Genomic DNA, 17,729 nt, shown 5'->3' with positions numbered 1-17,729 from the left:
CTGAGCTGGCAACCCTGAACCCAATTTTCAGAGGAGCCGGCAACATGCCCGCGACCCGTACCTGGTTAAAAAACCCCCTCGCCATTTTCACTTCCAACGAGCTCGATGCCCGTGGCGGTCTTGTCGTGCAAGACGGTGTCATCGTCGAAGTCCTCGCCGCCGGCCAACAGCCGTCGGCACCGTGCAATGAAGTGTTCGATGCCCGTGAACATGTGATCCTGCCGGGCCTGATCAACACCCACCATCACTTCTATCAAACCCTGACTCGCGCCTGGGCGCCGGTGGTCAATCAGCCGTTGTTCCCGTGGCTGAAAACCCTTTACCCGGTGTGGGCGCGCCTGACGCCTGAGAAGCTCGCGCTCGCCACCAAAGTAGCGTTAGCTGAATTGCTGCTGTCGGGCTGCACCACCGCGGCCGACCATCACTACCTGTTCCCGGACGGTCTGGAAAATGCCATCGACGTGCAAGTCGAAAGCGTCCGCGAACTGGGCATGCGCGCCATGCTCACTCGGGGTTCGATGAGCCTCGGCGAGAAGGACGGCGGCCTGCCGCCGCAGCAGACCGTGCAGGAAGGTCAGGTGATTCTCGACGACAGTCAGCGCCTGATTCACGAGTACCACGAGCGTGGCGATGGCGCGCAGATCCAGATCGCGCTGGCGCCGTGCTCGCCGTTTTCGGTAACCCCGGAAATCATGTCGGCCAGCGCCGAACTGGCGAACAAGCTCGACGTGCGCCTGCACACGCATCTCGCCGAAACCCTCGACGAAGAAGATTTCTGCCTGCAGCGTTTCGGCCTGCGCACCGTCGATTATCTCGACAGCGTCGGCTGGCTCGGCCCGCGCACCTGGCTGGCCCACGGCATCCATTTCAACCCGGACGAAATCGCCCGCCTCGGTCAGGCCGGCACCGGTATCTGCCATTGCCCGAGCTCGAACATGCGTCTGGCCTCCGGGATCTGCCCGAGTATCGATCTGACTGACGCGGGCGCGCTGTTTGGTCTGGGCGTGGATGGTTCGGCGTCCAACGATGCCTCGAACATGATTCTGGAAGCGCGTCAGGCGCTGTACATCCAGCGCCTGCGCTACGGCGCCGAGAAGATTACGCCGGAACGCGTGCTGGGCTGGGCGACCAAGGGTTCGGCGAGCCTTTTGGGGCGGACCGACATTGGTGAGATTGCCGTGGGCAAACAGGCGGATCTGGCGCTGTTCAAGCTCGATGAGCTGCGCTTCTCCGGCAGCCATGATCCGATTTCGGCGCTGCTGTTGTGCGGCGCGGACCGTGCGGATCGGGTGATGATTGCTGGCAAGTGGCGCGTGGTCGATGGCCAGGTTGAAGGACTGGACCTGAAAGGCCTGATCGCCGATCACAGCCAAGCGGCGCGCCAGCTGATCGCCGGTACCTGATCCAACGACATACTCCTGTAGGAGCTGCCGAAGGCTGCGATCTTTTGATCTGTTTTTCTAGAAGCAAGATCAACAGATCGCAGCCTTCGGCAGCTCCTACAGGGGATTTGGTTGGGCTTAGAGACCGAGCAAGGACAGCATGATGAACGTCGCAAACAGCACAAAGTGGGTCATGCCTTCGATGGCATTGGTTTCGCCGTCATTGAGGTTGATCGCACTAACAATCAACGTCAGGAAAATCATCACCGTCTGCACCGGCGTCATCGCCATCTGAAACGGCTGGCCGGTGTACAGCGCCATCGCTTCCATCACCGGCACCGTCAGAATCACCGTCGACAGTGACGCGCCCATCGCAATGTTCACCACCGACTGCATACGGTTGGCCAGCGCCGCACGCAACGCCGTCAAAATCTCCGGCGCAGCAGAAATCGCCGCCACCAGAATCGCGGTGATCACCGGCGGTGCGCCCGTGCCTTCCAGGCCCAGATCGAGGGTCTTCGACATCACTTCGGCGAGTGCGCCAATCACCACCACGCCAAACACCAGAATGCCGATCGACAACGCCAGGCTGACCGGTTTTGGTTCTTCCTCGATCGGTTCTTTCTTGCGGCGTTTGTCCGGGTAGCTGTAGCTGAAAAAGTAACTGTGCGGGCCGACCTGCATGCGCAGAAACAACGCATACAGCACCACCATCGCACCGATGGTGAACGCCGAATAAATCTTCCAGTTGGCCTCGGGAATAAACTCCGGCACCACCATCGATACGCCCATGGCGGTGAGAATCATCACGCTGTAGCTGCGCGCCGAATCGTCGTTGTAAGACTGCTCACCGTGCTTGATCCCGCCCATCAGCGCGGCGAGGCCGAGGATGCCGTTGATATCGAGCATCACTGCCGAATAGATCGTGTCGCGCACCAACGTGGCCGAGGCTTCGTTGCTCATCATGATCGCGAGGATCACCACTTCCACCAGCACGGCGGCGAGGGTGAGGATCATCGTGCCGTAGGGGTCGCCGACTTTTTCCGCAAGCAATTCGGCCTGATGAGCGACACGCATTGAGGCGGCGACGATGAACGCGATCAGCACCAGGCCGCCGATCAGCGCGACGATCTGGCCGCTGTGCAGCAACCAGTGTTCCAGCGGATAGGCGACGCACGCGGCGATGACGGCCAATAGCAGAAAGCTTTCTTGCTTGAGGATCGAGAGCATGGCGGGCCTTTTTGCCGAAGAGAGCGAATGAGCTACTGACTGCGGGGCGGCGCTAACGTTTCGTTACACCTTAGCGCACCAAGCGATGGCAGTGCTTTTGGCAGTTGCACTTTTATTGGCCTTGAGGGCGCTATCGCGAGCAGGCTCACTCCTACAGTTGACCGCATTCCCCTGTAGGAGTGAGCCTGCTCGCGATGGCCGTTACGCGATTTCGAATTGTTTGTTGTCCTGTTGGTCAGCAATTTGCATTGGCCCTGACCACACACAACAAAACGGAGCTCCAATTCATGCAAATACGTCCGCTGCACAAACTGCTGTGCGCCGCCCTCGGTCTGGGGATCAGCCTGAGCGCCAGCGCTGCCGATCCGCTCAAGGTCGGTTTCGTCTACATCGGTCCGATTGGCGACCACGGCTGGACGTATCAGCATGAGCAGGGGCGCAAGGCTCTTGCCGAGAAATTCGGCACTCAGATCACCACCAACTACGTCGAAAACGTTGCCGAAGGCGCCGACGCCGAGCGGGTCATCCGCAACATGGCCAAGGACAACTACGACCTGATTTTCACCACCTCCTTCGGCTACATGAACCCGACACTGAAGGTCGCCAAGCAATTTCCCAAGGTGACCTTCGAACACGCCACCGGCTACAAACAGGACAAGAACCTCGGCACCTATCTGGCGCGCACCTACGAGGGACGTTACGTCGGTGGCTTCCTTGCGGCGAAGATGACCAAGAGCAAAAAAATCGGCTACGTCGCTTCGTTCCCGATCCCCGAAGTGATCCGCGACATCAACGCGATTCAACTGGCGCTGAACAAGTACAACCCCGGCACCGAGATCAAGGTTGTGTGGGTCAACTCGTGGTTCGACCCGGGCAAGGAAGCCGATGCCGCCAACGCGCTGATCGATCAGGGCGTCGACGTGGTGTTCCAGCACACCGACAGCCCGGCGCCGATCCAAGCTGCCGAACGTCGTGGTGTGTACGCGGTGGGTTACGCCTCGGACATGGCGCACTTCGGGCCGAAAGCCGTGCTGACTTCGATCGTCAACGATTGGGCGCCACACTACATTCAGGCGACGCAAAGCGTGATCGACCACACGTGGAAATCCCAGGATTACTGGGGCGGGTTGAAGGAAGGCACGGTTGAACTGCCGATCAGCGACCTGGTGCCAGCGCCGGTGAAAGCCGAGGCCGAGCAGATCATTGCCGATATCAAGAGTGGCGCGCTGCAACCGTTTACCGGGCCGATCAAGGATCAGGCCGGGGTCGAAAAAATCCCCGCAGGCGTAAGCGCGACCACTGCGGAACTGGCGTCGATGAACTATTACGTGGAAGGCATGAAGGCTGAGATGCCGAAGTAACGCCAGTCATACCACCGTCCCTTGTAGGAGTGAGCCTGCTCGCGATAGCGGTGGGTCATTCAGCAAAAGTGTCGCCTGATACACCGCTATCGCGAGCAGGCTCACTCCTACATTTGATCTTCAGCGCTCTCAAGGATTGTGTATGGATCAGCTTCCGATCATCGACATCAGCCCGCTCTATAGCGACGACGAAAACGCCTGGCCTGCCGTGGCTGAACAAATCGACCACGCCTGCCGCGAATGGGGTTTCTTCTACATCAAGGGTCATCCGATTTCCGCGCAGCGCATCGACGCGGTGCTCGATCAGACTCAGCGTTTTTTTGCCCTGCCCACAGCAGAAAAACTCAAGATCGACATTACCCAGACCCGCCACCATCGTGGCTACGGCGCCATCGCTACAGAACAACTCGACCCAAGCAAACCCAGCGATCTGAAAGAAACCTTCGACATGGGCCTGCACCTGCCCGCCAACCACCCGGACGTGCTTGCCGAAAAACCGCTGCGCGGCCCCAACCGCCATCCAGCGCAAGCGGGTTGGGAAACCCTGATGGAGCAGCATTACCTCGATATGCAGGCCCTCGCGCAAACCCTGTTGCGGGCAATGACTGTCGCCCTCGACATCGAACGCGATTTCTTCGACAGCCGCTTCGTTGATCCGGTCAGCGTGCTGCGCATGATCCATTACCCACCGCGCCACACCGCCAGCTCCGCCGAGCAGCAAGGTGCCGGCGCGCACACTGATTACGGCTGCATCACCCTGCTCTATCAGGACAGCGCCGGCGGCCTGCAAGTGAAGAACGTCAAGGGCGAATGGATCGACGCGCCACCGATCGACGGCACCTTCGTGGTCAACCTCGGTGACATGATGGCGCGCTGGAGTAACGACCGTTATCGCTCGACCCCGCACCGGGTGATCAGCCCGCTCGGGGTGGATCGCTATTCGATGCCGTTCTTCGCCGAGCCGCACCCGGACACGCGCATCGAATGCCTGCCTGGTTGTCAGGACGCAGAGCATCCGGCGAAATATCCGACGACCACCTGCGCCGAATTCTTGCTGTCGCGCTTCGCCGACACTTACGCTTATCGCCGTGAGCAAGAAGCGGTTTGATGGATCGCTTGGTCAGGTTTTGCCAATTGTTTCGGCGAGCATCTGTAGAATGCCGTCATTGCACCTGATGAGAAAAGAATATGTACGACTGGCTCAACGCCTTGCCCAAGGCCGAACTGCACCTGCATCTGGAAGGCTCGCTGGAGCCCGAGCTGCTGTTCGCCCTGGCCGAGCGCAACAAGATCGCCCTGCCGTGGAACGACGTGGAAACCCTGCGCAAGGCGTACGCCTTCAACAATCTGCAGGAGTTCCTCGACCTGTATTACCAGGGCGCCGACGTATTGCGCACCTCGCAGGATTTCTACGACCTGACCTGGGCCTACCTGTTGCGTTGCAAAGCGCAGAACGTGATTCACACCGAACCGTTTTTCGACCCGCAGACCCACACCGACCGTGGCATCCCGTTCGAAGTGGTGCTCAACGGCATCGCCGCTGCACTGAAGGATGGCGAGCAGCAACTGGGCATCACCAGCGGTTTGATTCTCAGCTTCCTGCGCCACCTCAGCGAAGAAGAAGCCGAGAAAACCCTCGATCAGGCGCTGCCGTTCCGTGACGCGTTTGTCGCTGTCGGTCTGGACAGCTCCGAGATGGGTCACCCGCCGAGCAAGTTCCAGCGCGTGTTCGATCGTGCCCGTCACGAAGGCTTCCTGACCGTTGCTCACGCTGGCGAAGAAGGCCCGCCGGAGTACATCTGGGAAGCCATCGACCTGCTGAAAATCCAGCGTATCGACCATGGCGTGCGCGCCATCGAAGACGAGCGTTTGATGCAGCGGATCATCGACGAGCAGATCCCGCTGACCGTGTGCCCATTGTCGAACACCAAGCTTTGCGTGTTCGATCACATGTCCCAGCACAACATTCTCGACATGCTTGAGCGTGGCGTGAAGGTCACGGTGAATTCCGATGACCCGGCGTACTTCGGTGGTTACGTGACCGAGAACTTCTACGCGCTGCATGAACATTTGGGCATGACCCAGGATCAGGCCAAGCGTTTGGCGCAGAACAGCCTGGATGCGCGGCTGGTAAAACCGTAAGCAACAGCGCAAACCCCTTGTAGGCCTTCGCCTGCTCGCGATGGCGGAGTGTCAGACACCGATGTGTTAACTGACAGACCGCTATCGCGAGCAGGCTCACTCCTACAATTGGATTTGTGTTCAGCCTGGGATTTGGGTTTCAGTCAGCTCTTCAAGGGTTTTACCCCGCGTCTCCATCCCGAACAGCCACACCACCCCCGCCGCAATCGCAAAGCACGCCGCGCCCAGCGCGAACACCCCACCCTGCCCGGTTATCGGGAACACCAGCCCGGTCACCAACGGCCCGAGCAACGAACCCACGCGGCCAATGGCCGAGGCAAAGCCCGAACCGGTTGCCCGTGCCGACGTCGGATATAACTCCGGCGTATAGGTGTAGAGCACCGCCCACATGCCGAACAGGAAAAACTGCATCAACAATCCGGTGCCGATCAGCAGCGCCACGTTGCCGCCGAACACCGCGCTCTGCCCATAGAGAAATGCCATCACCCCACCGCCGAGCAACGTGACGATGCACACCGGTTTGCGCCCCCAGCGCTCGACCAGCCACGCTGCCATGAGAAATCCGGGAATGCCGCCCAAGGAAATCAGCACCGTGTAATACACCGACTGCGTCACGGCAAAACCCGACTGTTGCAGCAATGCACTGAGCCACGACGTCAATCCATAAAAGCCAAGCAGGGCAAAAAACCACAGGCTCCAGATCATCGTCGTGCGCTGGCGATATTGCGGCGACCAGATCTGCTTGAGCGCCGCGAAGAAGTTGCCCGGCGGCGTCACGGTACGCGGCAATCGAATCGGTTCCGGCAACGCGGCATCGCCGAGCGACGAACGCACCCGCGCCTCGATGCCATTCAACACCTTGTCCGCCGCCTCATGCCTGCCGGCCTGCTCCAGCCAGCGCGGTGACTCGGGAATGAAAAAGCGGATCGCCAGCACAAACACTGCCGGCACGGCCAACACCAGAAAGATGTCGCGCCAGCCAATCAGCGGCAGCAGGAAGTACGACAGCACGCCGGCCGCCACGAAACCCAGCGGCCAGAAACCATCCATCAACGCGATGTAACGGCCACGGCGTTGCGCCGGAATCAGCTCGGACAGCATCGACTGGGCAATCGGAAATTCCATGCCCATGCCAATCCCCAACAGGATGCGAAACAGCGTCAGCGTCTCGACGGTTTGCGCCGTAGAACACAGATAACTGGCCACGCCCCACAGCACGATGCTCCACTGAAACACCGGTTTGCGCCCGAAACGATCGGCGAGCATGCCGGACAGCGACGCTCCCAGCACCATGCCGAAGAAGCTCGAACTGGCGAGCAGCCCCGCTTGCGCGCTGCTCAGGCCGAACTCGGCTTTGATCGAGCCGAGCAGGAACGTCATCATCGCCAGGTCCATGGAGTCAAAGAAAAACGCCAGAGCGATGATGATGAAAATGATCCGGTGATAACCGCTGATCGGCAATCTTTCCAAGCGTTCTGCCGCGCTGTAGCCGTGTATGTCCATGCCGCTTTCCCCCATCCGAAATGTCCCCGGATCGAGTGTGCGCGATAGCGTTTCGGCGTTCGTGCTGGATGCGACCTGTTCGCAGTCGTGGACGACGCCAGAAACACCGGTGCTTCTCAGGCGTCGAATGCGCGGCGCTCTACAACGCCATTTCCAGCTCGGTTTCCTTGGCGAAGCGATGCAGCTCCCGTTGGCCGGTAGCCGTCAATTGCAAGGCCCGAGAGTCGTTGGGCAGCGTCAGCCAGCCGGACTGCATGAACAACTGCAACAACGCCGCGCCGAGTGAGCCACCCATGTGCGGGCGACGCTCGCTCCAGTCCGGACAAGCGCACGCCACTTGCACATTGCGATGCGCCAGCGCCTGGATGAACACGCCACGGCCGGCCAGCAATTTCGCCCCCTTGAGAGTCACCACGACGCGTTGCTCAAGTTGTTCGATCCAGCCGGCATCGAGCAGCCGCTGGTATAGATCGGCGGCCAGCGTACCGCCCAGGTGGTCATCGCAAAAACGCGCGCGCAGCAACGAGGACGGTGCAGTTTGCGGCTTGGCCATGGGGGTGGTGCGCTTGAACACCTCGGGAATGTCCCGTGGAGCACTGGCGATGGTGGCGCTGGCCAGTGCTTCTATCGCAGCACCGACTTCCGGCGCCGAGAGACGGAAAAACCGTTTGCGACCACGGACTTCGACCTTCAACAGACCACCCGTGGATAGCCGCGCCAGATGCGCGCTGGCCGACGATGGCGACAGCCCTGTCAGTAGCGCAAGCTCCTCGGTTTGCCGGGCCGAGCCATCCATCAACGCCCACATCATCGCGCTGCGCTTGGGGTCGGCCAGCAACGTGGCGATCTGGCTGATGCAAGGTGCATGTTCCATGTGTTCACTCCCTGTTGAATCGTATCGTCTACTGCTCGGAGACATCTTGGCCGCTAATGATTCATCGGCCAAGACGCGAAAATCGCCATGAACCGGGGCGAGGCAAGCTACTGACGCAGCCTGCTCCGGCACAGAAGCCGCAGCAGTTGCGCGACCGTCACTTGAAGACTGGCGACGCGGTGCGAAGGTCTCCGGGCCGGGGTGTCGGTGCTGGCGTGAGGCGGGCGCTAGTATAAGCGGGTTAGCTCCCGCGTCCCGCGCCGGGGCCTGCACAGGTGGTGATTGTTCCTGACAGAAATTTCTCTATTTACCTGCGACTAATGATCATCTTTGAGAAAAACGGGAAATTGACTACTCAAATCAGCGCATCGGCTGGCGAGCATTTCCCTCAGAAGGTTCACCGGCTTACTCAATTGGGCGCGATGGGCGCACAACAGATTCAGCGGTGCGCGCTCACAGAGCAGCTCTGGCAGCAGCACTTTGAGCCTCCCCGCGAGTACATCGGCGCCGACGTCCAGCCACGATTTGTAGGCAATCCCGGCTCCGGCCACTGCCCATAGACGCACGACGTCGGCGTCGTCGCTGAAACGGTCACCACTGACGGTCAGCCCGACTTCACGTTTACCGTCGTGAAAACTCCAATGGTCATGCACCCGGCTACCGAGCATGTACAGCAGGCAGTTGTGCTGGGTCAGTTGTTCGAGCTGGCGCGGTTCGCCGTGCCGGGCCAGATACGCCGGGGAGGCGCACAGCACCCGACGGTTGTGCGGGGCAATGGGCAAGGCAACCAGGCTCGAGTCTTCCGGCTCACCATAGCGCAAGGCGATGTCCACCGGCTGGCGGAACAGGTCGGCGATGCGGTCGCCGAGCAGCAATCGCACGGTCAGCTTCGGGTGCTCGCGCTGGAACTCGTCGAGCCACGGCAGCAACAGGTTACGGCCGAAGTCCGAGGGCGCCGACAACTGCAAGACCCCGCTGACCTGATCCTGGCCGCTGGCGAGCAAACGCCGACCTTCATCAAGATTGCTCAGCGCCGCCCGCGCGTATTCGAGAAAGCCTTCGCCCTCGGCGGTCAGGCGCAGGCTGCGGGTCGAGCGAGCGAGCAAGCGTGCTCCGAGCTGCTGTTCGATCCGCTTCAACGCCGCACTGGCGACGGCTGCAGACATGTCCATCACCCGCGCGGCCGCCGACAGACTACCCAGATCAGCCGCCCGGACAAACAACTGCAAGTCGTCAAAACGCAGCATGCTCAGCCTCGATTATCAAAAAAATATTGAAAGAGACTGCTCTTTTAGCCGGTTTTATCTCGCAGAGAAATAGCCAATCATCTCTCCATCGAATTCATCCCGCGCCTCTGGAGCCGAGCATGTCCCAGCCCTTCACCGCCATCGCTACTCTGATCGCCAAACCCGGCCAGCAGGATCGTCTCGAACAGGGCCTGCGTGCACTGGTTGAGCCGAGCCGCGCCGAAGACGGTTGCAGCCAATACGACTTGCACCGCGACCTTGCCGATCCGCAGGTTTTTCATGTGATCGAACACTGGGCCAGCGAAGCGATTCTTGAGGCGCACAACAACAGCGCGCACTTTCAGCACTTCCAGGCCAGCGCCGGCGACACCATCGAACACTTCCAGCTCAAGCGCCTCGGCGCGATTGCCTGATTCCCTCTTCTATTACCTGTACGGAGCCACTCATGAAAGCCATCGCCTATTACGCTTCCCTGCCGATCAGCGACGCCAAATCCCTGCAAGACATCGAACTGCCTGAACCGGTCGCCGGCCCGCGCGACCTGCTGGTGGAAGTCAAAGCGATTTCGGTGAATCCGGTCGATACCAAAGTACGGCAGAACGTGGCGCCGGAAAACGGCGCTGCGAAAGTGCTGGGTTGGGACGTTGCTGGCGTGGTCAAGGCAGTCGGCAGCGAAGTGACATTGTTCAAGGCTGGCGACAAAGTCTTCTACGCCGGCTCCATCGCTCGTGCCGGCGGCAACAGTGAGCTGCACGTGGTCGATGAGCGCATCGTCGGCCACATGCCGAAATCCTTAGGCTTTGCCGAAGCCGCCGCGCTGCCACTGACTGCAATCACCGCTTGGGAATTGCTGTTCGAACGCCTGCAAATCCGCGAAGGCAAAACCGCTGAAGACCAGAGCTTGCTGATCGTTGGTGCGGCCGGTGGGGTGGGTTCGATTCTTACTCAGTTGGCCAAACAGTTGACCGGTCTGAAAGTGATCGGCACCGCTTCCCGCGAGCAGACCCGCGATTGGGTGAAAGAACTGGGCGCTGATCTGGTCATCGATCACAGCCAGCCGCTGAGCGAAGAACTCAAGCGCGCCGGGATCGACAGCGTGACTCACGTTGCCAGTCTGACCCAGACCGACCAGCATCTGGATCAGCTGGTCGAAGCGCTGGCGCCGCAAGGCAAACTGGCACTGATCGACGATCCGAAGTCGCTGGACGTGAGCAAACTCAAGCGCAAGAGCCTGTCGCTGCACTGGGAGTTCATGTACACCCGCTCGCTGTTCGAGACGCCGGACATGATCGAGCAGCACAAACTGCTCAACCGCGTTGCCGAGCTGATTGATGCCGGGACGTTGAAGACCACGGTGGGCGAGCATTTCGGCACGATCAATGCGGCGAACCTGCGCCGGGCGCACGAACTGCTGGAAAGTGGCAAAGCCAAGGGCAAAATTGTTTTAGAAGGTTTCTAAAAAACCGCACAGCGCAGCCTTCGCCGGACCTAGAGCGGTCGGCGGGGCTGGGCTGTTTTTTGCCGTCAGTCCGATGCTTGACCGTTGTCACAATTGCGATCGTATTCAGGTCTACAATCGAAGCCTCTGCGATACATCTTTTACGCAAGGGAGGTCAGCAATGAAGATCCTGATAAAAGAAGTGGCAAAGTCTCAATGGCAGGTTCGTCTGGACCAGCACGCCGTGACATTCCGCAGTGAAGCCGAAGCACTGGCCTTCACCCGCACCCTCGAAGCGCGACTTTGCGCACCCCATCAGATTCCCGACCGCAGCCAGCAGCGCGCTGCCGGCTGAGGCTGTTTATGCCTCGGCCTGGGCTTGCGCCAGTGCCCGGGCATTCTGCACACGGCGGGTGAGCAGCGCCACGCACACCACAAGTAAACCGCACAGGCTGATGACGATTGCCATCGGCACGGCGCTGCCGTCGTGCAAGACCCCGACCAGCGCCGAAGCTGCGGCGGCGACGCTGAACTGCATGCAACCGAGCAGCGCCGAGGCACTGCCGGCGCGCGCGCCCTGCCCGTTCATGGCGCAGGCTGCTGCGTTGGGGCTGATGCAACCCAGGCTCGATACGCAGATGAACAGTGGGATCAGCAGCGGCCACAGGGATTCGGTATGCATCGCGCTGACCGCGAGCAGCGTCAGCCCGGCAGCGAAATAAACCCACACCGCCCGCGACAGCAAGAATGCCGGACCGCGTTTGGCCAACAACCGCGCATTGACCTGCGCGACCAGAATGAACCCCGCCGCGTTGGTGCCGAACAGCCAGCCGAAATGCTCGGCCGGCACGCCATACAGCTTGATGAAGATAAACGGTGAGCCAGCGATGTAGGCGAACATCCCGGCGATGGCGATGCCGCCGGTCAGAGCATGACCGAGGTAAACCCGATCCTTGAGCAAGCGTCCGTACTGGCGCAGGGCGCCGGACAACGGCTGGCGCGGCATGTGCGCCGGCATACTTTCCGGCAGACCCAGCGCCACGGCCAAACCGGCCAGCGCGCTGAACCCGGTCAGCACGAGGAAGATCGACTGCCAGCCGGTGGTGTTGACCAGCAGACCACCGAGCATCGGCGCCAGAATCGGCGCCAGGCCCATCACCAGCATCAATTGCGAGAAAACCTTCGCCGAGCCGACCGCGTCACATTTGTCGCTGACCACCGCCCGGGAAATCACCATCCCCGCACAGCCGCCCAACGCCTGGACGAAACGCGCACCGATCAGCCATTCGAGGTTCGGCGCATAGGCGCAGGCCAGCGATGCCAAGGTGAACAGCGTGAGCCCCACGAGCAGCGGAATACGGCGGCCAAAGCGATCCGCCACGGGGCCGTAAAGCAGTTGGCCAATCGACAATCCGGCGAAATACGCCGCCAGCGTCATCTGTACATGTTTCTCGTCAGTGCCGAACGCCAGCGCCATCGAGGGAAAGGCAGGTAAATAGAAGTCGATTGCCAAGGGCCCGAAGGCGGTCAAGGCACCGAGAATCAGAATGGTACGGAAGTTCATCAGGCATCCAGGTTGGCAAGTCGGCAGCCCGACAGTCTAGCCGCGCCCGGACGCCTTGAACATTCCGATAGCTCGCTAACTATAAAACTTCAGACGAGTTTCACCGCGTAGCCTTCTTCGCTGATCGCCTCGATGACCTGATCGCTGGTCAACGCGCTCTCGACGCCCACCTCTTTCGCCGCCAGATCGACCCGCACGCTGGCCGCCGGATCCTTGGCCTGCAGAGCGTTGGTGATGGCTTTGACGCAATGGCCGCAGGACATGCCTTGAACGTTGAACACTTGCATGGAATGACTCCTTTGAGTGAGGTTGCAGGCAGTTTCGAGCTTGCCACGATGGCAAGGTCAAGTTCTTCAATAAACTGCCGGGCTGGCAATCGGCGCCGCGCTCGGCCAAGCTGCGTACATCAATGACTCGATTCAGGAGATTCAGCCATGCGCTGGTCAGCTTTCAGCCTGTTTGGCTTTCTCAGCCTCTTTGCCGCCGTCCCTCAATTGCAAGCCGCTGGCGAGGACTATGCGGTGCTGATCATTTCCCGTGAGCGTCTGGAAGTGTCGACCTCCTGCGAGATCGGCGTGTACATCCAGGATCAGCTCTCGGCGCGGTTGCTGCAGGAGCAAAGCATTTCCTTCAACCTGCCGCCGGGCACTGTTTCGCTACGCTTGAAGTTGCTGCCGGGACAAGTCGCCGGTTGCAACCCGGGGATGCTCGCGCCGGGTTCGCAGGAGATCAAATTGCATGCCGGTGATGTTTTGAAGTACCGACTGGCGATGAACTCAGAAGGCGTCTATCTGAAGCGCGCCGATCTCGGCTATTAAGCAGATCCAAACCTGTGGGAGCGAGCCTGCTCGCGAATACGGTGTGTCATTCAACGATGATGTTGACTGATCCGCCGCTTTCGCGAGCAGGCTCGCTCCCACAGTTGTTTTTGCGGCGAGTCAAAGAATGGCGCTTGACCTTGCCCGCATGGCAAGGTTGATCCTTGTAGGCATCTACTACAGGGAGTACGACCGATGTCCGATTCCATCACGTTCGATCTGCCGATTGCCGGCATGACCTGCGCCAGTTGCGCCGGCCGTGTCGAGCGGGCGTTGAGCAAAGTCAGCGGCGCCAGTGCCGTGAGCGTCAATCTCGCCACCGAGCAGGCCCGTGTGCAGGCACCCGGCGGCAGTCTGCCGGCCTTGATGGACGCAGTTGAGCGCGCCGGTTACAGCGTCCCGCAGCAAACCATCGAACTGAATATCGAGGGCATGACCTGCGCCTCCTGCGTCGGTCGCGTCGAGCGCGCCCTGAACAAAGTCCCCGGGGTGAAAAGCGTCAGCGTCAACCTGGCCAACGAACGCGCCCACCTCCAATTGCTCGGTCAGGTCGATCCGCAAACCCTGCTCGAAGCCGTCACCAAGGCCGGCTACTCGGCCAGCGTCTGGCAAGCCGAACACCCACAAACCGATAACCAACAACAGCGCCTGAAACATGAACGCTGGGCACTGATCTGCGCGATCGCCCTGGCTCTGCCGCTGGTGGCGCCGATGTTGCTGCAACCGTTTGGCATCCACTGGATGCTCCCGGCCTGGGCGCAATTCGCCCTCGCCACGCCGGTGCAGTTTGTTTTCGGTGCACGTTTCTATGTCGCCGCGTGGAAAGCCGTGCGGGCGGGAGCTGGCAACATGGACTTGCTGGTCGCCCTCGGCACCAGTGCCGGTTACGGCTTGAGCCTCTATGAATGGGCCACCGCTGCCGGGCGCATGCCGCATCTGTATTTCGAAGCGTCGGCGGTGGTCATCGCGTTGGTGCTGCTCGGCAAATACCTAGAGAGCCGCGCCAAACGTCAGACCGCCAGTGCCATCCGCGCCCTCGAGGCGTTACGCCCGGAACGGGCCATTCAAGTGATCGACGGTCGCGAACAGGATGTCGCCATCAGCGCCCTGCGCCTCAACGATCTGGTGCTGGTCAAACCCGGCGAACGCTTCCCGGTCGATGGTGAAGTCATCGAAGGCCAGAGCCACGCCGACGAAGCATTGATCAGCGGCGAAAGCTTGCCGGTGCCGAAACAACCGGGTGACAAAGTCACCGGCGGCGCGATCAATGGTGAAGGGCGCTTGCTGGTGCGCACTCAGGCGCTCGGCGCCGAGACCGTACTGGCGCGGATCATTCGTCTGGTCGAAGACGCCCAGGCGGCCAAGGCACCGATCCAGAAACTGGTGGATAAAGTCAGCCAGATCTTTGTGCCAACCGTGTTGCTGATTGCCTTGGCGACACTGATCGGCTGGTGGCTCTACGGCGCACCGCTCGAAACCGCGTTGATCAATGCCGTCGCCGTTCTGGTCATCGCCTGCCCCTGTGCACTGGGCCTTGCCACGCCGACCGCGATCATGGCCGGCACCGGCGTAGCGGCGCGTCACGGCATTCTGATCAAGGATGCCGAAGCACTGGAACGCGCCCATGAAGTCAGCAGTGTGGTGTTCGACAAGACCGGCACGCTGACCTCTGGCACGCCGCGTATCGCCCATTTCAGCGCGGTGGATGGCGATGAAGACACCTTGCTGAAACTGGCCGGCGCGCTGCAACGCGGCAGCGAACACCCGTTGGCCAAAGCGGTGCTCGATGCCGCAGCGGAACGAGGACTGCACGTACCGGATGTCAGCGACAGCCAGTCGCTCACCGGTCGCGGCATCGCCGGCAATCTCGATGGCCGGCGTCTGGCCTTGGGCAATCGGCGCATGCTCGAAGAGAGTGCCTTGAGCGCCGGCAACCTGAGCGAATCCGCCCAAGCCTGGGAAGCCGAGGGCCGCACCCTGTCATGGTTGATCGAGCAAAGTCCTGAACCGCAAGTGCTCGGCTTGTTCGCCTTCGGTGACACCCTCAAACCCGGCGCACTGGAAGCCGTGCAACAACTCGCCGCCCGGGATATCCACAGCCATCTGCTGACCGGCGACAACCGTGGCAGCGCACGTGTGGTCGCCGAAGCGCTGGGCATCAGCAATGTCCACGCCGAAGTGCTGCCAGCGGACAAAGCCGCCACCGTCGCCGAGCTGAAAAAAACCGGCGTGGTAGCCATGGTCGGCGACGGCATCAACGACGCCCCGGCCCTCGCCGCTGCCGACATCGGCATCGCCATGGGCGGCGGCACCGACGTCGCCATGCACGCGGCGGGCATCACCCTGATGCGCGGCGATCCACGGCTGGTGCCGGCGGCGCTGGAAATCAGCCGCAAGACTTATGCGAAGATCCGCCAGAATCTGTTCTGGGCCTTCGTCTATAACCTGATCGGCATTCCACTGGCAGCGTTCGGCTTCCTCAACCCGGTGCTGGCCGGGGCTGCCATGGCGCTGTCGAGCGTCAGCGTGGTGAGCAATGCGCTACTGTTGAAAACCTGGAAACCCAAGGACCTGGAGGAACACCGATGAACATCGGCCAAGCGGCCAGACACAGTGGCCTGAGCGCAAAAATGATCCGCTACTACGAGTCGATCGGCCTGCTCAAAGCCGCCCATCGCACCGACAGCGGTTACCGAGTCTACGGCGACGATGACCTGCACACGCTGGCCTTCATCAAGCGCTCACGGGATCTGGGTTTTTCCCTGGAAGAGGTCGGCAAACTGTTGACCCTCTGGCAGGATCGCCAGCGCGCCAGTGCCGATGTGAAGGCGTTGGCGCGGCAGCACATCGACGAGTTGAATCAGAAGATTCGCGAACTCGGTGAGCTGCGCGACACTCTGCAAGACCTTGTCGAGCACTGCAACGGCGACCACCGCCCCGATTGCCCGATCCTCAAGGAACTGGCGTCGGGCTGCTGCGCGCAACCCGCCCGCGCTTAAGCGCCAGAGCCTTCATCAGTAACAAGGTACTGAGCGGGATGCCGTGGAACAGCATGACCACGGCACCCGGCGCCCACCATCCGTAGAACGGCGCGGCGATGAGCATGCCGATACCGAACCCGGTCATTTGCAGCAAGGTCAGGACGCTGAAAATCGGCAGGCGCAACTGCTCGGGTTCGCGCTGCAGCCGCGACATCAACCCGACTTCGGAAAAACCGTCACCCAGTCCCGCCGGCAAGGAAAACAGCAGCAGACCATAGAGGCTGTGCTGCTGGAACATCAGGATAAAACCGCAGGACATCAGCGCCACGCCGAAGAAAAACCGCTGTTCCAGATGGCTGTTGTCCGAGCCCTTGAGACGACTGGCGATTCGCGCGCCCAGCAGTTTGCCGCTGGCCCACACCGCGAGCATCAGGCCCAGCGTGGTGCTCGCCGACTCTGGCGTAAGCAGTTTCGAGATGATCGGAAAGCCGACGTTGTGCGCAGCGCTGCCCAAGGTGTCGGCCATGGTCACCGCGAGCATCGCAGCAATTACCGGCGCAGAACGCAGGCCTTGCTTGAGCGCTATCCATTCGCCGCGTCCGGTTCCCTCGTTGGCTGTTGCAGGTTCGAATCGCAGCGGCACAATCAACAACGCTGCTAGCAAATACGTCAGCGCATTCAGGGCGAATACCGTTTCAAAGCCAAAACCCGCCACCAGCAAACCTGAAACCAGACTGCCGCCGACCATGGCCGCTGAAGACGCCGAAGTGATCCAGGCGTTGGCCTTGAGCAGTTGCTCGGCGGGGATCAGACGCGGTAATTGACTGTTGAGGCCGATGGCGAACATCGAATTGCCCAGGCCCAGACCGAAAGCGATCACGGGCAGCAGCAAGGCTTGCTGGCTGACGGGCACGATCAACAGCAAACCGAGCACGCTGGCGCGCAGCAGATCGAACGCAATAAGCGGTGCGCGTCCGCTGCATCGACGGTAAAACGCGGTGCCAATCAGGCTGGCAAATATCCCCCCGCCGACGCGACTGGCGAGAAAGATCCCCACGCTCATGGCGCTGTTGCTCAGCAGGTAGACGTAGGTGGCCAGCGCGACCATGTTGAGGAAGGCGCCGAAATCAGAGATCAGTCGAGCGGTGACGATCAGGTGGGTGTTGCGGGGGGTGGTCACATTCAGTCC

General features: G+C 60.9%; 17 protein-coding genes. 10 read left to right on the top strand and 7 right to left on the bottom strand.

The features are described from left to right. Window positions 1-44: 44 nt before the first annotated feature. Entirely contained in the window at window positions 45-1,403 is a 1,359-nt protein-coding gene (locus U6037_RS03365) for an 8-oxoguanine deaminase (RefSeq protein WP_127925724.1), read from the top strand. A 117-nt stretch (window positions 1,404-1,520) separates the two neighbouring features. Here U6037_RS03365 and U6037_RS03360 read toward each other — a convergent pair whose 3' ends face one another. Further along, entirely contained in the window at window positions 1,521-2,612 is a 1,092-nt protein-coding gene (locus U6037_RS03360) for a calcium:proton antiporter (RefSeq protein WP_322845802.1), read from the bottom strand. A gap of 287 nt (window positions 2,613-2,899) precedes the next feature. Here U6037_RS03360 and U6037_RS03355 point away from each other — a divergent pair, with 287 nt between their 5' ends. From U6037_RS03355 to U6037_RS03345, 3 genes are all read left to right on the top strand, one after another. Then, window positions 2,900-3,973, top strand: coding sequence for a BMP family ABC transporter substrate-binding protein (locus U6037_RS03355; RefSeq protein ID WP_322845801.1), 1,074 nt, complete (start codon window positions 2,900-2,902; stop codon window positions 3,971-3,973). A gap of 142 nt (window positions 3,974-4,115) precedes the next feature. Continuing rightward, window positions 4,116-5,081, top strand: a complete 966-nt coding sequence (locus U6037_RS03350) for a 2-oxoglutarate and iron-dependent oxygenase domain-containing protein (RefSeq protein ID WP_322845800.1) — start codon at window positions 4,116-4,118, stop codon at window positions 5,079-5,081. Between the two features lie 80 nt (window positions 5,082-5,161). Beyond that, window positions 5,162-6,115: an adenosine deaminase gene (locus U6037_RS03345; RefSeq protein WP_008082147.1), complete on the top strand. Its 954-nt coding sequence runs from the start codon at window positions 5,162-5,164 to the stop codon at window positions 6,113-6,115. A gap of 120 nt (window positions 6,116-6,235) precedes the next feature. Here the strand turns inward: U6037_RS03345 and U6037_RS03340 are convergent, their stop codons facing one another. The 3 genes from U6037_RS03340 to U6037_RS03330 all read right to left on the bottom strand — a co-directional run bounded on the left by U6037_RS03340 (window position 6,236) and on the right by U6037_RS03330 (window position 9,739). Further along, the gene (locus U6037_RS03340; protein WP_322845799.1) at window positions 6,236-7,618 is read right to left on the bottom strand and encodes an MFS transporter; all 1,383 of its coding nucleotides are present in this window, start codon (window positions 7,616-7,618) and stop codon (window positions 6,236-6,238) included. Window positions 7,619-7,757: 139 nt separating this feature from the next. Further along, window positions 7,758-8,492, bottom strand: a complete 735-nt coding sequence (locus tag U6037_RS03335; protein ID WP_322845798.1) for a helix-turn-helix transcriptional regulator — start codon at window positions 8,490-8,492, stop codon at window positions 7,758-7,760. A gap of 317 nt (window positions 8,493-8,809) precedes the next feature. Beyond that, a complete protein-coding gene (locus U6037_RS03330) occupies window positions 8,810-9,739 on the bottom strand; it encodes a LysR family transcriptional regulator (protein ID WP_322845797.1) in 930 nt (309 codons plus the stop codon). Between the two features lie 119 nt (window positions 9,740-9,858). On the opposite strand from U6037_RS03330, the gene U6037_RS03325 reads away from it, so the two are divergent. From U6037_RS03325 to U6037_RS03315, 3 genes are all read left to right on the top strand, one after another. Next, entirely contained in the window at window positions 9,859-10,152 is a 294-nt protein-coding gene (locus U6037_RS03325; RefSeq protein WP_322845796.1) for a putative quinol monooxygenase, read from the top strand. A gap of 32 nt (window positions 10,153-10,184) precedes the next feature. Beyond that, a complete protein-coding gene (locus tag U6037_RS03320) occupies window positions 10,185-11,198 on the top strand; it encodes a zinc-binding alcohol dehydrogenase family protein (RefSeq protein WP_322845795.1) in 1,014 nt (337 codons plus the stop codon). 160 nt (window positions 11,199-11,358) lie between these two features. Then, window positions 11,359-11,532: a hypothetical protein gene (locus U6037_RS03315; RefSeq protein ID WP_007914687.1), complete on the top strand. Its 174-nt coding sequence runs from the start codon at window positions 11,359-11,361 to the stop codon at window positions 11,530-11,532. Between the two features lie 6 nt (window positions 11,533-11,538). Here U6037_RS03315 and U6037_RS03310 read toward each other — a convergent pair whose 3' ends face one another. Together U6037_RS03310 and U6037_RS03305 are read right to left on the bottom strand one after the other, a co-directional pair. Next, complete coding sequence (locus U6037_RS03310) at window positions 11,539-12,741, bottom strand: multidrug effflux MFS transporter (protein WP_322845794.1); 1,203 nt, start codon at window positions 12,739-12,741, stop codon at window positions 11,539-11,541. Between the two features lie 89 nt (window positions 12,742-12,830). Continuing rightward, window positions 12,831-13,028 carry a cation transporter gene (locus tag U6037_RS03305; RefSeq protein WP_150652444.1) on the bottom strand — a complete coding sequence of 66 codons (198 nt, stop codon included), beginning with the start codon at window positions 13,026-13,028 and terminating at the stop codon, window positions 12,831-12,833. 147 nt (window positions 13,029-13,175) lie between these two features. On the opposite strand from U6037_RS03305, the gene U6037_RS03300 reads away from it, so the two are divergent. The 3 genes from U6037_RS03300 (at window position 13,176) to cueR (ending at window position 16,558) form a co-directional block, all read left to right on the top strand. Further along, the gene (locus U6037_RS03300; RefSeq protein WP_322845793.1) at window positions 13,176-13,559 is read left to right on the top strand and encodes a hypothetical protein; all 384 of its coding nucleotides are present in this window, start codon (window positions 13,176-13,178) and stop codon (window positions 13,557-13,559) included. 195 nt (window positions 13,560-13,754) lie between these two features. Further along, entirely contained in the window at window positions 13,755-16,148 is a 2,394-nt protein-coding gene (cueA, locus tag U6037_RS03290; RefSeq protein ID WP_322845792.1) for a copper resistance metal-translocating P1-type ATPase CueA, read from the top strand. Beyond that, complete coding sequence (gene cueR, locus U6037_RS03285) at window positions 16,145-16,558, top strand: Cu(I)-responsive transcriptional regulator (protein WP_025111722.1); 414 nt, start codon at window positions 16,145-16,147, stop codon at window positions 16,556-16,558. Before cueA ends, cueR begins: the two co-directional genes overlap by 4 nt. On the opposite strand, the gene U6037_RS03280 is transcribed toward cueR, so the two are convergent. Then, entirely contained in the window at window positions 16,512-17,720 is a 1,209-nt protein-coding gene (locus U6037_RS03280) for an MFS transporter (RefSeq protein ID WP_322845791.1), read from the bottom strand. The genes cueR and U6037_RS03280 overlap by 47 nt on opposite strands. Between the last annotated feature and the right edge of the window lie 9 nt (window positions 17,721-17,729).

Source organism: Pseudomonas sp. B33.4, assembly GCF_034555375.1.
Lineage (GTDB): Bacteria > Pseudomonadota > Gammaproteobacteria > Pseudomonadales > Pseudomonadaceae > Aquipseudomonas.
The sequence above is the reverse complement of the archived record's forward strand: the minus strand, read 5'-3'. Positions and strand labels throughout refer to the sequence as shown.

Bases quoted from the DNA above. Each gene is read 5' to 3' on its own strand.
- cueR (WP_025111722.1), top strand. From the start codon at position 16,145: ATGAACATCGGCCAAGCGGCCAGACACAGTGGCCTGAGCGCAAAAATG.
- U6037_RS03305 (WP_150652444.1), bottom strand. From the start codon at position 13,028: ATGCAAGTGTTCAACGTTCAAGGCATGTCCTGCGGCCATTGCGTCAAA.
- U6037_RS03360 (WP_322845802.1), bottom strand. From the start codon at position 2,612: ATGCTCTCGATCCTCAAGCAAGAAAGCTTTCTGCTATTGGCCGTCATC.
- U6037_RS03355 (WP_322845801.1), top strand. From the start codon at position 2,900: ATGCAAATACGTCCGCTGCACAAACTGCTGTGCGCCGCCCTCGGTCTG.
- U6037_RS03310 (WP_322845794.1), bottom strand. From the start codon at position 12,741: ATGAACTTCCGTACCATTCTGATTCTCGGTGCCTTGACCGCCTTCGGG.
- U6037_RS03300 (WP_322845793.1), top strand. From the start codon at position 13,176: ATGCGCTGGTCAGCTTTCAGCCTGTTTGGCTTTCTCAGCCTCTTTGCC.
- cueA (WP_322845792.1), top strand. From the start codon at position 13,755: ATGTCCGATTCCATCACGTTCGATCTGCCGATTGCCGGCATGACCTGC.
- U6037_RS03365 (WP_127925724.1), top strand. From the start codon at position 45: ATGCCCGCGACCCGTACCTGGTTAAAAAACCCCCTCGCCATTTTCACT.
- U6037_RS03330 (WP_322845797.1), bottom strand. From the start codon at position 9,739: ATGCTGCGTTTTGACGACTTGCAGTTGTTTGTCCGGGCGGCTGATCTG.
- U6037_RS03345 (WP_008082147.1), top strand. From the start codon at position 5,162: ATGTACGACTGGCTCAACGCCTTGCCCAAGGCCGAACTGCACCTGCAT.
- U6037_RS03340 (WP_322845799.1), bottom strand. From the start codon at position 7,618: ATGGACATACACGGCTACAGCGCGGCAGAACGCTTGGAAAGATTGCCG.
- U6037_RS03320 (WP_322845795.1), top strand. From the start codon at position 10,185: ATGAAAGCCATCGCCTATTACGCTTCCCTGCCGATCAGCGACGCCAAA.
- U6037_RS03335 (WP_322845798.1), bottom strand. From the start codon at position 8,492: ATGGAACATGCACCTTGCATCAGCCAGATCGCCACGTTGCTGGCCGAC.
- U6037_RS03325 (WP_322845796.1), top strand. From the start codon at position 9,859: ATGTCCCAGCCCTTCACCGCCATCGCTACTCTGATCGCCAAACCCGGC.
- U6037_RS03350 (WP_322845800.1), top strand. From the start codon at position 4,116: ATGGATCAGCTTCCGATCATCGACATCAGCCCGCTCTATAGCGACGAC.
- U6037_RS03315 (WP_007914687.1), top strand. From the start codon at position 11,359: ATGAAGATCCTGATAAAAGAAGTGGCAAAGTCTCAATGGCAGGTTCGT.